General features: G+C 65.2%; 12 protein-coding genes and 2 pseudogenes. 8 read left to right on the top strand and 6 right to left on the bottom strand.

The features are described 5' to 3' along the window. The first annotated feature begins 157 nt into the window (after nt 1–157). Nucleotides 158–913, top strand: a complete 756-nt coding sequence (locus tag ASE48_RS14295; protein ID WP_057167732.1) for a GTP pyrophosphokinase — start codon at nt 158–160, stop codon at nt 911–913. 5 nt (nt 914–918) lie between these two features. Here ASE48_RS14295 and ASE48_RS14290 read toward each other — a convergent pair whose 3' ends face one another. The 3 genes from ASE48_RS14290 to ASE48_RS14280 are packed head-to-tail and all read right to left on the bottom strand — an operon-like array spanning nt 919 to nt 4,646. Beyond that, nucleotides 919–2,217, bottom strand: coding sequence for an NtaA/DmoA family FMN-dependent monooxygenase (locus tag ASE48_RS14290; RefSeq protein WP_057167731.1), 1,299 nt, complete (start codon nt 2,215–2,217; stop codon nt 919–921). Nucleotides 2,218–2,250: 33 nt separating this feature from the next. Beyond that, the gene (locus ASE48_RS14285; RefSeq protein WP_057167730.1) at nt 2,251–2,838 is read right to left on the bottom strand and encodes a TetR/AcrR family transcriptional regulator; all 588 of its coding nucleotides are present in this window, start codon (nt 2,836–2,838) and stop codon (nt 2,251–2,253) included. Beyond that, on the bottom strand, nt 2,835–4,646 hold the full coding sequence (locus ASE48_RS14280) for a flavin-containing monooxygenase (protein WP_200962147.1): 1,812 nt from the start codon (nt 4,644–4,646) through the stop codon (nt 2,835–2,837). The genes ASE48_RS14285 and ASE48_RS14280 overlap by 4 nt, the downstream gene beginning before the upstream one ends. Before the next feature lie 190 nt (nt 4,647–4,836). Between ASE48_RS14280 and ASE48_RS14275 the strand changes: the two genes are divergently transcribed. After that, a complete protein-coding gene (locus ASE48_RS14275) occupies nt 4,837–6,222 on the top strand; it encodes an NAD(P)H-dependent amine dehydrogenase family protein (protein ID WP_235571178.1) in 1,386 nt (461 codons plus the stop codon). Nucleotides 6,223–6,271: 49 nt separating this feature from the next. Here the strand turns inward: ASE48_RS14275 and ASE48_RS14270 are convergent, their stop codons facing one another. Further along, the gene (locus ASE48_RS14270; RefSeq protein WP_057167727.1) at nt 6,272–7,753 is read right to left on the bottom strand and encodes an HNH endonuclease signature motif containing protein; all 1,482 of its coding nucleotides are present in this window, start codon (nt 7,751–7,753) and stop codon (nt 6,272–6,274) included. A gap of 160 nt (nt 7,754–7,913) precedes the next feature. On the opposite strand from ASE48_RS14270, the gene ASE48_RS14265 reads away from it, so the two are divergent. The 3 genes from ASE48_RS14265 (at nt 7,914) to ASE48_RS14255 (ending at nt 11,556) form a co-directional block, all read left to right on the top strand. Next, entirely contained in the window at nt 7,914–9,137 is a 1,224-nt protein-coding gene (locus ASE48_RS14265; protein WP_057167726.1) for an MFS transporter, read from the top strand. Between the two features lie 4 nt (nt 9,138–9,141). Then, entirely contained in the window at nt 9,142–9,768 is a 627-nt protein-coding gene (locus ASE48_RS14260) for a TetR/AcrR family transcriptional regulator (RefSeq protein ID WP_057167725.1), read from the top strand. Nucleotides 9,769–9,879: 111 nt separating this feature from the next. Continuing rightward, nucleotides 9,880–11,556, top strand: a complete 1,677-nt coding sequence (locus tag ASE48_RS14255) for a dihydroxyacetone kinase subunit DhaK (protein WP_162264229.1) — start codon at nt 9,880–9,882, stop codon at nt 11,554–11,556. A 155-nt stretch (nt 11,557–11,711) separates the two neighbouring features. On the opposite strand, the pseudogene ASE48_RS14250 reads toward ASE48_RS14255, so the two are convergent. After that, nucleotides 11,712–11,999 (bottom strand): annotated as a pseudogene (locus ASE48_RS14250) (amino acid permease); the annotation flags it as partial. A 6-nt stretch (nt 12,000–12,005) separates the two neighbouring features. On the opposite strand from ASE48_RS14250, the pseudogene ASE48_RS14245 reads away from it, so the two are divergent. Next, nucleotides 12,006–12,512 (top strand): annotated as a pseudogene (locus ASE48_RS14245) (aldehyde dehydrogenase family protein); the annotation flags it as partial. Nucleotides 12,513–12,527: 15 nt separating this feature from the next. Further along, on the top strand, nt 12,528–12,920 hold the full coding sequence (locus ASE48_RS14240; protein ID WP_057167721.1) for a tautomerase family protein: 393 nt from the start codon (nt 12,528–12,530) through the stop codon (nt 12,918–12,920). 793 nt (nt 12,921–13,713) lie between these two features. Here ASE48_RS14240 and ASE48_RS14235 read toward each other — a convergent pair. Further along, nucleotides 13,714–14,475: a hypothetical protein gene (locus tag ASE48_RS14235; protein WP_057167720.1), complete on the bottom strand. Its 762-nt coding sequence runs from the start codon at nt 14,473–14,475 to the stop codon at nt 13,714–13,716. A gap of 288 nt (nt 14,476–14,763) precedes the next feature. Here ASE48_RS14235 and ASE48_RS32195 point away from each other — a divergent pair, with 288 nt between their 5' ends. After that, on the top strand, nt 14,764–15,363 hold the full coding sequence (locus tag ASE48_RS32195; protein ID WP_082614182.1) for a TetR/AcrR family transcriptional regulator: 600 nt from the start codon (nt 14,764–14,766) through the stop codon (nt 15,361–15,363). Nucleotides 15,364–15,371: the final 8 nt, after the last annotated feature.

Raw genomic sequence — 15,371 nt, 5'->3', positions numbered from 1 at the left:
ACGACAACCCCAAGCCCTACGTCTGGACCAAAACCGCCGACCAAATCCTGGCCAGCATCGCCAACTACTGCACCCGAATTAATGACTCAGGACACTAGTTCGACCCGCCCGAACGCGCGATTTCCGCGGAGTTTTCTTGATCAGGCATCCTGGAGGTATGAATTCTTCTCTCGACGCCGTACCTGATGTTCTGCTCGAGGAGTTCCAGGTGCTGCGCGAAGAGTTCTCCCGATTCATGTTCGCCTACAAGTTCGGCATGGACGAGGTGACCACCAAGGTCTCCATCCTGCAGCAGGAGTTCAAGCATCTGCAGAAGTACAACCCGATCGAGCATGTGACCAGCCGGCTCAAGACGCCCGAGAGTGTGCTCGACAAAATCGCCCGCAAGCAGTGCGAACCCCGTTTCGAGGAGATTCGCGCCAAGATCACCGACATCGCCGGCGTCCGGGTCACCTGCTCGTTCACCTCGGACGTCTACCTGATCTCCGACGCGCTCACCCGGCAGGACGATCTCACCGTGCTGCAGCTGAAAGACTATGTGGCCGAGCCCAAACCGAATGGCTATCGGAGTCTGCACCTGATCGTCGAGGTGCCCGTCTTCCTGTCCAGCGGCGTGGTCAAGGTCCCTGTCGAGGTTCAGGTGCGCACCGTGGCGATGGACTTCTGGGCCAGCCTTGAGCACAAGATCTTCTACAAATACGCCGGTGAGGTCCCTCCGCACATCGCGCGCAGCCTGGAGGAGGCCGCGACCACCGCGGCGCGACTGGATGACGAGATGGAGAGCCTGCACCACGACGTGCACGGCGCGCTGCCACCCGTGCCGGTTGAGATGGCCAGCGGCAGCATCCCGATCCCCGACGCGGTACTGGCACGCTTCGCCCAGCAGCGGCTGGGATCCTCCACGCCGATATAGCGCTGCTAGAACCGTTCCCGCAGTGGGCGGTCAGCAGGAGTGGGGCGGTAGATGCCGCGGTCGACGAGCCGGGGCACCACTTCGTCGATGAACTCGCGGATGGCCGCCGAACCCGCCGAGAACATCAGGTTGAAGCCGCCGACGTTGCCGTCCTCATGCCAGGCCGCGAAGTCGTCGACGAGTGCGTCGTAGGTGCCGACGAACTTGCGGTGCGTGGCGCCGCCGCGGCCGACGGCCTGCGCGACGACTTCGCGCACCGTCACGCCGGGGCGCTCCTGGATCCAGTTGTACAGACCGACATAGTTGCCGAACGTGCTCTTGATCGTCTTCTCGACGTCGGCCGGGCGGGGGAGTTCGTGGGTGGGGAACAGGTCGTTGATATCGCCGTAGGTGAATTCGAGTCCGAACTGTCCCAACGCGAATGGCGCGATCGGCTCCCAGTCGACGTAGCTGTCGAGCTCCGCCAGCTTCTCCTCGGCCTCCCTGGTGGTCTTGCCGAGGTAGGGGATCAGGCCCGGGATGGGCGGCACCGAACCGGGGGTGCGGCCCTGCTCGACGAGCGCCTTGTCGAGTGTCTCCCGGTATTCGGCGGCACTTTCGCGGGTGGAGGAGTTGGTGAACACCATCTCGGCGTGCTTGGCGGCGACCCGGATGCCGGCACCCGACCCGCCGGCCTGCGCGATGAGCGGGCGGCCCTGACGGCTGGGCGCGATGTTGAGCGGGCCCGTGACCTCGAACAGGTTGCCCTGGTGGTTGATCGGCTCGGCGTAGAACCGGGTCCGCCCGTCGGGATCGCGGCGCAGGGATCGGTTGTCCCACAACGCCCGCATGACATCCAGGAACTCGTCGGCGCGCGCGTAGCGGGCCTCGCGATCCAGATGCTGTTTCAGGCTGTAGTTCAGCGCGAACTGGTCGATCACCGAGGTGACGGCGTTGTACCCGGCGCGGCCGTCCGACGCCTGGTCGAGGGAGGCCAGCAGCCGGGCGAGGTTGTACGGGTCGTAGAACGTGGTCGACGCGGTGGCGATCAGGCCGACGTGTTTGGTGTGCTGGGAGATGGCGGTCAGCGCGGTGATGGGTTCGGCGGGCCCGCCGTCGAACGCCGGGGACCCGTTCAGGCCGGGAATGTCGCCGACGAACAAGGCGGTGAACAAGCCCTCGTCACCGAACCTACCGTACTCGATCAGCCGCTCGAAGGAGCTGCGCTCGGGTACCCCGTGCGCCTGTTCGTACTTGTAGGCGCCCTGGTGCAGATTGATGTCATTGGCGACCAGATTCAAATGCAGATAGCGCTTTTCGGCCATCGGGTGGCTCCTGTCGGTGAGTGCGAGGCGCGTTCAGCGCATGGTGGAGTACAGCGCGTCGGTCATCGCCTCGATGGCGGCATCGCGGTCCAGCGGCCAGCCGTCGACCAGCCACAGATGCATGAATGAGTCGACCATCGTGTACATCATCGCGATGGCCAGTCGCAGTTGGGCTTCGGTGGCACCGGGCATGGCATCCGTTTGTATCCAGTCCTTGACGTTGGCTTCCATGGTGGCGCGGTGTGCGGCGGCGAACTCCGGGTCGGCGGCACGCGCCTGGTGCAGTGCGGTGTACAGCTCGGGTGCCGAGGTGTAGAAATCGACGACCTTTTCGAAGAAGGAGCGCACTGTGGGGCGGCCCGATTTGCCGCCGCGCGGGTGATCGCGGTCGGTCCACACCGTCATCCGGGTGTTGCGCAGTTCGCGCAGCACCGCGGCCTTGCTGTCGAAGTGCAGGTAGAAGGTCGCCCGTCCGATGCCGGCGCGCTGCACGATGTGGTCGATGGTGGTGGTGACGTATCCGCGTTCGGCGAATGCCTCCAGGGCGGAGGTCATGATGTGGCCGCGGGTCATGATGCGGTGGCGGTCACGCATGGTGAGTTTCTTGGTGGCAGTGGTCATGTGATCATCACCCCCTCCAGGCGGCCATCGGCGCGCCAAGCGCTGAGCATGTCGAAGAAGTCGGTTGGTTTGCCACCGAAGTTGTTGGACAGCATGCTGTGCGGATTGTCCTTCTCGCCTTCAGAACTCAGGTAGCTCGGCGTGCAGTCCGCGTAGAACGCCTTGGGTTTCTCCGAGGCCTCGTTCATCGCCGAGAGCCAGTCTTCCTCGGCGTCGCGGGTGGCCTCGATGGTGGCGGCGCCGCGTTGCGCCCAGGTGCTGACCAGGTAGGTGAAGTGGCGGGCGCGTTCCTCGGCGGTGTGGGTGTAGTTGGGGGAGACCCCGGATTGGGTGTAGCCCAGGAAGAAACAGTTCGGGAAGCCGTGGGATTGCAGGCCGTGGAACGTGCGCATGCCCTTGGCCCATTTGTCGCTGAGGCGCACCTGGTCGCGGCCGGTGATCTCGAAGCCGAGGCGACGGGTGAATTCGGTGCCGACCTCGAATCCGGTGGCGAAGATCAACGCGTCGAGTTCGTAGTGCACGCCGGCGACGACGGCGGAGGTCTCGGTGAACCGTTCGACGCCCCGGCCGTCGGTGTCGACCAGCGTGACGTTGTCCCGGTTGAACGTCCTGAGGTATTCGTCGTGGTAGCCGGGGCGTTTGCAGTTCAGCTTGAACCAGGGTTTGAGCGCTTCGGCGGTCTGCTTGTCGGTCACCACGCCGGCAATGCGGCCGCGTAGACGTTCCATCGCCTCCCAGTCGGCGCGGTAGAGGAATTCGGTGATCTCGTCGGGGGTCATCTCCCGGCCGAGTCTCTGGGTTTCGAGGACGACGGCCGGCTCTGTCAAAGCCAGCGCGTTGCGTGTCCAGCCATCATCGGTGAGATCGAGGTCCATCTCGATACCGCAGGTGACCCGGGTGAAGTTCTCCATCCGCTTGAGCTGCCAACCCGGTTCGAGGGTGGCAGCAAAGGACGGGTCGGTGGGGCGGTTGTTGCGTTCGGCGACAGTGCTGGGGGTGCGCTGAAAGACATAGAGCTGCTGGGCTTCTCGGCCGAGGTGCGGGATGCACTGCAGGCCGGTGGCGCCGGTGCCGATGACGCCGACCTTCTTGTTGCGCAGCTTGGTCAGGCCGCCGGACTCGTCGCCGCCGGTGTAGTCGTAGTCCCAGCGACTGGTGTGGAAGGTGTGCCCGCGGAACTCGTTGATGCCGGGGATACCCGGGAGTTTTGGCCGGGTCAGCGATCCGGGGGAGACGGCGACCAGGTTCGCAGTCAGCCGGTCTCCGCGGTCGGTGCTGATCTCCCAGTGCTTGGCCGCCTCGTTCCATGTCATGGCGGTGACGGTGGTCTGCAGCAGGGCGTTTCGGTACAGGCCGCAGTGGCGGGCGATGGCCTGAAGGTGTTCCCGGATTTCCGGGCCGTGGGCGTAACGCTCGGTGGGGACGTAATTGAGCTCTTCGAGCAGTGGCAGGTAGATGTAGGACTCGATGTCGCATTGGGCGCCGGGGTAACGGTTCCAGTACCAGGTGCCGCCGAAATCGCCCGCGGTGTCCACGACCCGGATGTCGGTGATCCCGGCCTCCTGTAGCCGGGCTGCGGCGATCAGGCTGCCCAGCCCGCCGCCGATGATCAGGACCTGGGTGTGATCGCGGACGGGTTCGCGTTCGGTGCGCTCGGTGTACGGGTCGTCGGCGTAGTGCGAGAAATCCGCAGTGACCTCGACGAACTGGTCGACGCCGTCGGTGCGCAGGCGCTTGTCGCGCTCAGCTGCGTACTTGGCGCGCACCCAGGCGGCGTCGTAGACCGCAGGTGGGGGACCCAGTGACATCGTCGTCGCTCCATCCATCTCGCTGGACGGTATGTCCAGTGAATGTACTTGGCGAAATGTTTACAGAGAATGCGTCCTGTGTAAAGGGCTATGTGCCGAAGAGGGTGAATGTAGGCTCCGTGTTACGTGCCACCTGCAGTGGCCATGCCGCCCTTCCTGATCTCCTCCGCGCTAGACCCTGGAGTGCTCCGTGACAGACGCCCCGATTCGCCTGGTGCAGTGGACCACCGGAAACATCTCGCGTGAGGCGGTCAAGGGCATTCTCGAACGCCCCGAGCTGGAACTGGTCGGCGTATTCGCCTACAGCGCTGACAAAGTAGGTAAGGACCTCGGCGAGCTGTGCGGGCTCGACCGCAGACTCGGTGTCGCGGCGACCAACAACATCGGCGACATCCTTGCGCTGAAGCCAGACTGCGTTGTCTATATGCCGTTGCATCCTGACATCGACCATTTGGAGACGCTGCTTCGTGCGGGCATCAATGTCGCGACGACTGCACACTTCATGACCGGCCGTGCGTATGGGGAGGAGGCTCGTGCGCGGATCGAAGCCGCCGCCGTCGAAGGTGGTGTCAGTATGTTCGGAAGTGGCGTGAACCCGGGCTACGTGCAGTATTTGGCGTCGATCGCGACCAACGTGTGCCGTACCGCCAACTACGTGAGCATTCTGGAGTCTTTCGACATCGGGCCCTGGGCCGGGGACGCGAACCAGGACGAGCTGGGCTGGGGGCGTCCGGCGGGTGACGCGAACCACGAAGCGGACATCGAGCATGCCACCATCCCGTTCGGCGACACCTGCGAGGCGCTGGCCGACCTGCTTGGCCTAGCCCTCGACGGCATTCGGTGCGATGTCGAGTTCGCCTACGCAGCAAAAGATCTCGATATCCCAGGACGTGATGTTCGCGCAGGCACCGTTGCCGGCATCTACGCACGCTGGATCGGCTCGGTCGGTGGGTTGGACGTTGTCGAGACCGCCGTGAAGTGGACGATCACCCCCGACCTCACCCCGGCTTGGAACATCGCGATGGCCTACGAGATCGAGATCCGCGGCCATCCGAACGTCACCCTGCGAGCCGGAGTGCTACCGGAGTTCGGCTCGATGACGATGGACGAGATGGTCGGAATCGGTTCGGTGATCACGGCCATGCCGGTCGTCAACGCTATTCCGGCCGTCGTCGCCGCGCGGCCCGGCATCGTCGGCTATTCCGATCTTCCCGCGGTCGGGACCCAGTTGGTGCCCGCCCCGGCGCCCGCGCCGGCGGCTGCGGTGCCCCCGCCCTTGCGTCCGCACTTCACGCGCCAGTCGACCCTGCAGGAACTCGGCGCCTCACAGGTGGGGCGGCTGCTCAACCGCGTTGTCGCCAAACAGGCCAGGAAGGCGGCCACCAATGACCGCGAGGTGGCGATGTTCGTCGGCATGGCCGCATACCAGAGCGTTGCGCAAATGGTGTCGATGAGCGACGGCAAGATGTCCTGGGCGGTCGCGGACTCGATCATCGATCTGGCGAACGGTCAGCCCCATCGAATTGCCGGGCGGGCCATAGCCGCGGTCCGGAAACGATGGCAAGCACCCCGGTAGACGATCCGGAGTTGTACCCCGGTGCGTTGCGTGGGTCGCGCGCGTTCTTCTAGGGAGGGGGATCGTCTTCTCGGGGTGCGAGGAGGCGTTCGGGGTGGTGCATGTTGTTGAGGTGGGCTTGGCCGGTGGTGGGGTCGATCCATTCGAAGCGGCCGTCGGGTCGGCGTCGGGTGCTCCAGCCGGTGTCCTCGACCATCTGGTTTGCGGGGCCGCAGGCCAAGGTGAGGTCGTCGATGTTGGTCTGTCCGCCGTGTTTCCAGTCTGCGTGGCCGTGGTGGGCCTGGGTGTCGTAGAACGCGGCGTCGCAGCCGGGGCAGGTGCAGCCGCGTTCGCGGCCGAACAGCGCGAGTTTCTGGGCTCCGGTGGCGCAGCGTTGGGCGCGGCCGAGGTGAAGGGCCATGGAGGTGTGGCCGTCGAAGACGGCGAGGTAGTGGTAGGCCCCGGCGGCGGCCATCGTGATCAGATCGCGCATGGGGAGCACGGAGCCGCCGCCGGTGACGGCGTATCCAGCGCCGGCGTGGAGTTCTTGCAGGGTGGTGGTGATCACCACGGTGGTGGGTAGTCCGTTGAGTCGGCCTAAGGTCTGGGAGCGCAGCAATAGGTCGAAGGCGGCTTCGACGGCGTCGTGGAGGTAGTGGGCTTTGGTGCGCCATTGGGGATCCGGTAGCGGGGTGAGCGGCGGCGCGGTCGGGTCCTCGTGTTGCGGAGGAGACGAATTGTCCTCGCTGGCAGGGCGTTCGGGCGCGGATGCCGGTTCGGGTTCGGATTGGGGTTCGGGTTCGGGTTCGTCGCACAGTGGCGGTTGCGCTTCTGTGGGGTCGGGCTCGCGTGCGGGGTGGCGGCCGCGCTCGGAGAATTTGGCGAGAATGGGTTCGATCATGGCGCGCAGTTTCGGGGTGACCCACCCCGACAGGTAGCTCAGGCCGTCGGGTTGTTGAGAGCCCAGGTGCAGGCCGGCTTTGCGTGCGGCGGCGTCGGCGGGTTCCTCGCCGTCGGGGTGCAGCAGGGCCAGCAGGTGGATCGCCAGGACGGCCAACGAGTGCGGGTCCAGGTCGGCGGCGGCTGTGACCAGTGACTGCTCGGCTTGGCAGCGGGTGATCGGGTCGACGGTGGCGGGCAATGCATTGAAGAACTTGCGGATCACCTCGAGGTGTTCCTCGCCGAACGCGCCGCGCAACAGTGCGGCGGCGGTGTGTTCCCATGCGGGCGCCATGTCTTGGCCCTGCAGTGTTCGCCGCGGCGCCAGTTGGGTGGCGCGAGTGAGGAGTTTGTGGGCACGGCCCTTGCTCATCCGGCTGCGCAGGGTGAGCAGTTTCGTCCAGGAGGTCGCCCCCAACTCGGCGGGACTGGCTTCGCGCTGCAGGCGGGCCAGGATCGCGTATCCGAGCATCGGGAGTCGGTGGGTGGTGGTCTCGACGTCGGCGAACGCGGTGAGCAGGTCGCGGTGGGAGCAGGCATCGACATCGGCGGCCAGCAGCGCGTCCACACTCGCGGTGTAGGCGGCGACCGCGGCGGCCAGATCCGATGTCATGTTTCGAACATACGTGCTACCACCGACAAAAACGGCCGCAGTGGGACTGGTGAAACCAAAGGGGCAGAAGATATTTCGCGTCATTGACGCCGCCGATGTCGCACTCCGAAAGCATCGGATATATAGTGGACAGCGTGTTCAGTAAATATCGGATCGTGCGATGACCGCACCCGCCAAGGAGGCCGCAGCCGACCCCGTCGGCTCAGGTAGCGCCCGGCACTGGCTGGCCGTCGCGTCGGCGACGTTCGCGATCGCGTGGGGCGGTAACGAATTCACTCCGCTGCTGGTGATGTACCGCGCCCATGGCGGCTTCTCCGCGGTCACCGTCGATCTACTTCTATTCGCGTATGTTCTCGGCATCGTCCCCGCTCTGCTCGTAGGTGGACCATTGTCGGATCGCTTCGGGCGTCGCCCGCTGATGCTTCCTGCACCGGTGCTCGCTGCGGTGGGCTCGCTGATCTTGGCGGGTGGTGCGGATTCCGCCGTGACGCTCGGTGTGGGCCGGGTGTTCAGCGGCCTGGCGCTGGGTCTGGCGATGGCCGTCGGCGGCAGTTGGATCAAGGAACTGTCGAGTGCTCCATGGGGGCACGGGAACGCCGGCGCCCGGCGCGCCGCCATGAGCCTCACAGCGGGTTTCGGTGCCGGCGCCGGTGTCGCGGGCGCGCTCGCCGAGTGGGGCCCCGCGCCTACAGTGCTGCCCTACGCGATCAACGCGGTGATGGCGCTGGCCGCAGCGGTGCTTCTTCTCGGAGCTCCCGAGTCGCGTATCCGCAGCGCCTCGGACCGCCCATGGTGGACCGACCTTGTTGTACAGGGCGCTTCGCACCGACGCTTCCTGTTCGTAGTCGTGCCGGTCGCCCCGTGGGTCTTCGGTGCAGGTGCCTCGGCGTACGCGGTGCTTCCCGCGCTGATGTCAGAACGTGCCGCCGCAGCACCCATCGCGTTCTCTGCTCTGCTGTGCGTCGTCGCTCTGGGTGTGGGATTCACGGTTCAGCATGTGGGCCGCAACCTGGTCACGGCCAGCCGCACCGGCGGCGTGGTCGCTGCGCTGGGACTGGTCATCGTGGGTATGGGGCTGGCCGGGTGGGCTGCCACGGTATTGACGATGTGGGCGGCGGTCGTCGCGGCCGCCGTGCTCGGCGCCGGATACGGATTGGCTCTGCTCGCCGGTCTGCAGGAGATTCAGCGCATCGCGGGACCTGACGACCTGGCGGGCCTGACCGCGGTGTTCTACTGCCTGAGCTATCTCGGGTTCGCGGTCCCCGCGGTCCTGGCATTCCTGTCGCGCTCGCTGAGCTATCCGGTGATGTTCGGCTGCGGGGCAGTCGCCGCCGCGCTATGTCTGGTCATCGCGGTCACCGGATCCAAGCGGGCAATAGGCTGAGAGAATGGCTTCCGGTGGTAACACGGCGCCCGGCGGCGCGCAGAGGGGCCGACCACGCAGCGAAGCCGCCCGCCACGCAGTCCTGACAGCCGCCGCGGAGTTGGCATTGGCAGGTGGTCCCGCGGTGGCGACGATCGACGCCATCGCCAAGCGGGCGGAAGTGAGCCGCACGACGATTTACAAGTGGTGGCCGTCGGCGGCGGCAATCGTGTTGGAGGGTCTGCTCGATTCAGTGCGCGACTCCATCACGCGCCCGACCGGCAGCACATCGATCGGCGCGGTCGTCCATCACGTCAATGCTCTGTTCGGTATCCTGGCGGATCCGTCGGTCGGTCCGTTGCTGCGCAACGTCATTGCGGCGTCGGGGTCCGATCCCGCCATCGCGCGCGCACTGCGCGACCAGTGGATCACCCCGCGTCGCGCAGCCGTCGCGGACACCCTGCGCGGTGCCGTCAGCCGAGGGGAGTTACCTGCCGACGTGGACATCGAGGTCGCCGTGGACGCACTGGTGTCACCGCCGTACTACCGGTTGATGTTCGGGATGCCGCCACTGGACGACGTCGCGGTTCACCGGTTGGTGCAGACCGTCTGGCAGGGATGTGGGTCCCGTACGACGCCGGGCCCGCACTGATCCAGCTGACTCTTGGGGTGCCGACCGTCGTCGGTACCGTCGGGTGGTGATTGGTCGCCTGACTGCTGGTGACGAGTCGATTTGTGGCTGAACGACCGGAAGGACCACCTTGTGTCGACCAACTTCTACGCCGACGTGTCATCGGCGTCCCGGCACGCACTGGCCGCACTCGCGTTGACCGGCGGCAGCCGCATCGGGGTGCAGCGCGACCCGGTGTACGCCTGGGCGCTGGACCCGGCGCCGTCCCGGCAGGTCGGGCTCGTCAGCGGCGGCGGTGCCGGCCACGAACCGATGCACGCGGGCTTCCTCGGCCGTGGCGGCCTGGATGCGGTGTGCCCGGGGGAGGTGTTCACCTCGCCGCACAATCGTCAGATCCACGCGGCCAGCACCAAAGTCACCCGCGCCGGCGGCGTCGTGCACATCGTGAAGAACTACACCGGCGATGTGCTGAACTTCGCGATCGCGGCCGAACGCCTGCGGGCAGACGGGGTGCCGGTGGACCGGGTACTGGTCGATGACGATCTGGGTTCAGAGGGGCAGGAAGTCGGACGGCGCGGCACCGGGGCGACGGTGGTCGTCGAGAAGATCCTCGGCGCGGCCGCCGACCGCGGACTTCCGTTGGAAGACCTCGTCGCACTCGGCCAGGCTGTGGTGACGGCGTCGCGCTCGCTGGCGGTGGCCCAGCGTGCCTGCACCGTCCCGGGTTCGGACCGCCCGGCATTCGACGTCGCGCCCAACACATTGGAATACGGCGTCGGCATTCATGGTGAGGCCGCCCGCGAGTCGATCCCGCGGCCCCCGCTGGATGAGCTCGTCGGTCGGATGGTCGGCGAACTGCTCGACAGTCTCGACGTCGACGAGCACGGAGTTCTGGTTCTCGTCAACGGGCTGGGCGGCACCGGTGATCTCGAGTTGCTGCACGTGCTGGCGGAGGTCGAACGGGCACTTGCCGAACGAGATGTGGTGCTGCGCAGCGCAGTCGCCGGTACGTACGTTTCGGCGCTCGATATGGCCGGCTTCTCGATTACCGTCACCGCCGTGAGCGACGAGCAGTGGCTGACTGACTGGTGTGCTCCGCACGCGACCACCTCGCTACCGTCGCCGGTGCTCGCCGCGACCACGGTCACCGGTGAAGTGGACGAGCCGACCGCCGGCGAGCCGTCGGCGTGGCTGCGGCAGTTGGCCGATGACATCGCCGAAATCCGGGAACCGCTCAATGATCTCGACCGGCGAGCTGGAGACGGTGACATCGGGACCAACCTCGACAATGCGCTGCAGGCAGCGGTCCGCCGCGGCACCGGAGCGGACGCGGACCTTGCCGCTGATTTGAAATCGCTGGCCACCGCCTTTTCCGAGGACGTCGGCGGATCCAGCGGGCCGCTGTTCGGTCTCGTCCTGGTCCGCATCGCCACTGCCGTCGCCACCGATGCCGGTGCCGTCGTACAAGGGTTACGCGACGGCGTCGAGGCCATCGCCCGGGCGGGTGGCGCACGGGTCGGCGACCGCACGATGGTGGACGCACTCGTTCCGGCTGGGTGGGACGGCGACACCGCACGGGGCCGGCTCGATGACGACGCACTGGAAGCCGCGCTGGCCGGTGCAGTCGCCACCAGCACCATGGTCGGCAAGCGCGGCCGGTCCAGCTACGTCGGGGAACGGGCGATAGGCACCACCGATCCCGGCGCCTTGGCTGTCGTCGCCGTGTTGGTCGCGATCGTTGAACGCATCGACGACGACAGTCGACGCGACGAATTACGCACCCGCCTGACGGAATTGGTCCGAGGATGACGTCGACGCCACACAGAACACCTCTGTGGCAGGGTCGTGACGGAAACGCCTACGCCGAGGTGCCGTCCACGATGTCGACGGCGACCAGGTCGGCGAGTCCGCTGATCGTCAGGACGGCGTTGAGCATGCGGTTGGCGACGATTCGGGTCTTGTCACCCCGTGGAGAAGCGCGCCCATTCGCCCCACGCCATCCGGGCGTAGTCGGTGAATGATCCGGTGCACGGTTTTGCCGAGGCCATCTCGCCGAGCATCCGAATGACGAGCAGCACGATGAGGCCGGTGATGGCGTAGGTCACGAAGGACAGCGGTCCGGCTTGGCTGATGATCGCGCTTGACCCCACGAACAGGCCGGCGCCGATGACGCCACCGAGGGACAGCATGGTCAGATGCCGCTGTTTGACGCCTGGCTTCAGTTGGTGGCCCTCTGGGGGGACTGTGTGCATCAGCTCGACAAGGTCGCCTCCTACATCGACGCCGGCGAAGCCGACGGCGCCAAAGTCGTCGTCGACGGCCGCAACGTGACCGCCGACGGCGGCGCCGAAGGGTTCTGGCTGGGCCCCACCCTGCTCGACAACGTCACCCCCGACATGAGCGTCTACACCGACGAAATCTTCGGCCCCGTCCTCTCGGTCCTGCGCGTCGAAACCTACGACGAAGCCCTGGAACTGATCAACACCAACCCCTACGGCAACGGCACCGCCATCTTCACCAACGACGGCGGCGCCGCCCGACGCTTCCAAAACGAAGTCGAGGTCGGCATGGTCGGCATCAACGTCCCCATCCCGGTCCCCATGGCCTACTACAGCTTCGGCGGCTGGAAAGCCTCCCTGTTCGGCGACAGCCACGCCCACGGCATGGACGGCGTCAACTTCTTCACCCGCCAGAAAGCCATCACCAGCCGCTGGCTGGACCCCAGCCACGGCGGAATCAACCTCGGCTTCCCCGAGAACAAGTGACCCTGAGGAGTAGTCGTGCCGCTCGTTCACCTTCACGTCATCGAGAACCGCCGCACCGCCGAGCAACTCGCGCACCTCGCCGATGTCGTGCAGGACGTCATGCTAGAGCACTTTGAGGCGCCCAACCGTGATCGCTACCAGCTCATCACGGAGCACAGGCGGGGCCAAATCCTCGTCGAGGACACTGGACTCGGCTACGAGCGCACCGACGACGTCCTGATCATCCAGATCTTCCAGCAGGGTCGTTCACTTCGCCACAAACAAGCTGCGTACCGCGCGCTGGCTGACGAACTCGAACTTCGCGCCGGGTTGTCCCCGTCGGACCTCATCGTGTCGATGGTGGAGTACACCCGCGCCGACTGGTCGTTCGGCGGGGGCGAAGCGCAGTTCGTCGAAGGGCGCCTCTGAAAGGTAAGGCGTAGTTGCCGAGCTGAGTCCGGCGGCCGACCAGGAGGGCTCAGACGGGGTTCTCACCTGGACGCTCACCGCTGCGGGTACCTACACCTGGAAAACGGAACCTTATTAGGGATGTCCGAATTCATGCACCGTCCTCACGCGCTCTCTCGCACGTAGTTTGCTGCGTCGCGGCTTGCACTATTGCCATCGCCTCGTCCGCTGATTGAACGGCGTGTCCGGTCGTCGGACCCTTCGCTGATGGTCTGAAGTCTTTCCTTGGCCGGTGGCCGGTGGGCGGTACGATACGACGCAGCGCGATGCAGCCGAATCGCATTGTCAAATAACAAGATAGGCGATAAGTCCAGGCTCATGCTTAACGACGGACGTCCACACCGCACGATCGAAATCGCCAAGCCGGGTTCTTTACGTCGCAGTTCGCCCTCTCGGCCGCCGCAACAGACCACATCGGCCCACATTGCAACGCGTGCCGGGCGGCACGACCGTAATCCTGGGACAACCGTGCGGTTGTAGGAAATGTCAAGTTATCCGGAATCTGACTTATGCCATTTCGCGTGGAATCCTGCATCGCCGCAGATCAGAGAGGTGGCATGTGCCACGGCGCCGTGGGACCTACAAACGATGTAGGTTCCATGTTTTTGTGCCGGTTTCCACCGCGGAATAGCGAAAGATGGAGGAAATGTCATTTCATCATGGAATCTGCATGGAGAAGACCTAGGCTAGAGGACCGTTGAGTTCTCGTCTTTGCGGTCAGACACTTTGTGACAGAGGGCAATTGCATGGCGTCTCAGAACGTGACCGAAAGGTCCTGTGTAGACAGCCTCTTGACGCCCCAGAAGTAGGTCACCAGCGGCATGGTGCACCACAGGACGTTGATGAACACGAACTTGACCCACATCTCCACGGGGCTCGACATGCTCTCCAGGTTGTTGGCGATTTCGACCCCGAAGTAGATGGCCGGCAGTGTGACCTCGACGATCATTCCGGCCATGATCAAGGACAGTTGGGTGCTGGTGAATCGACGGCCGTTGCGGAAGAACTGGGTGAGCGCGTAGGCCTCGAAAAGGCCGACGAAAAGGGCGATCCATTCAAGAACGACGATGAGCGGGTCGCCGTTGAGGTAGCGCGCGTCGCCACCGAGCAGGATCGGCGACCACATGTAGGTCCAGAATGATCCGTTCTCGACGCCTGCTCGGATCTGGTCGAAGAACAACAGCCAAGGCAGCTCCCAGATGAACCGCGGTATGAGGGCGATGAACACCCAGACGATGACCATGGCGCCCAGTCGTTGCGCCGTCGTTCGGTCGCGTTGACCGGGAAGAGGTAACCACGGCAGCGCGAGCGCTGTGACGAAGCAGCCAATGACCAGGATCACCAAGGTGGTGGAGGCGACTGTGTGAGAGACACCGACGCGGTACTCGAGGAACCAGAACAGGGCGTTGATGGCGAAGAAGAGCGCGAGCACACCGAATAAAGCCTTCTGAAGCGATGAAAGTCGCCGCTTGCCAGACGAATCGTGGTCCTTGGCGGAGCGAATGGTCTCGGTCATCGGATCGAACCTCCATGGAAGGTGCCCGTATCACCGGTGAAAGCGCCCGCAGGCGCGGTGCGCGTTAGCCGTTCAGTGCGCGCTGGCCCCGCGAGTGCGTGCCGCAAAGTTGCGGTGAGCCGGGTGTCAGGCAGCTACCCAACATCCATAGCATGGCACATGCCATGTTTTGAGTGCAAGGTTTCCGCACGGCCGGTATTGCAGGTGAGCGGCCTTGGCGGGTATTGCTGGTGGGTGTCTTAAGCTGGTCTGGATGAGGCGACACGGTCAGCGGCATGGAGTGAAAAGATGACTGCGCGCAGGCCTCCCGACCGGCCGACTTCCGGGCGCCAGCAGCGCGGGGATCGGACCCGTGAACAGCTCATCGACGAGACGGTTCGCTGCATTCGTGAAGAAGGCTTTTCGGCGGCCTCTGCGCGACACATCATCGAGCGGGCAGGCGTGAGTTGGGGTGTCATACAGCATCATTTTGGCGACCGCGATGGCCTGCTCACCGCTGTGATCGAAGATGCCGTCGACAATCTGGTCGCCTCCATCGAGGCGCTGTCCGACCCGGCGTTGACGACCGACACAGAAGGCTTGGTGCGGGCATTGTGGACGGCTCTGGCGAATCCGAAAGCGATGGCGGGTCTGGAGATTCTTATCGCCACCAAGCAGCTGCGGGCCGGACTGGATGAGCAGCACATGCAACGTCTGGGCACCGCCCTAGCCGGACTGATTCAGAATGTCGACACGGGCGCCGAGGGTGAGCACGCCGTCGCGATAGGCCTATTGCTGTGGACAGCGCCTGTGGCCATGATGATCGCGGAGATGTTCGCAACGCTTCCGGTCGCCGCCGAAGAAGCGCAGACGGCGATCGCCAAATTGATCGATGAGCACCGAAGCTGATCCGCAAG

It is taken from the genome of Mycobacterium sp. Root265 (assembly GCF_001428895.1).
In the GTDB taxonomy this organism is placed as follows: Bacteria; Actinomycetota; Actinomycetes; order Mycobacteriales; family Mycobacteriaceae; genus Mycobacterium.
This window is presented reverse-complemented; position numbering and strand designations above follow the sequence as displayed.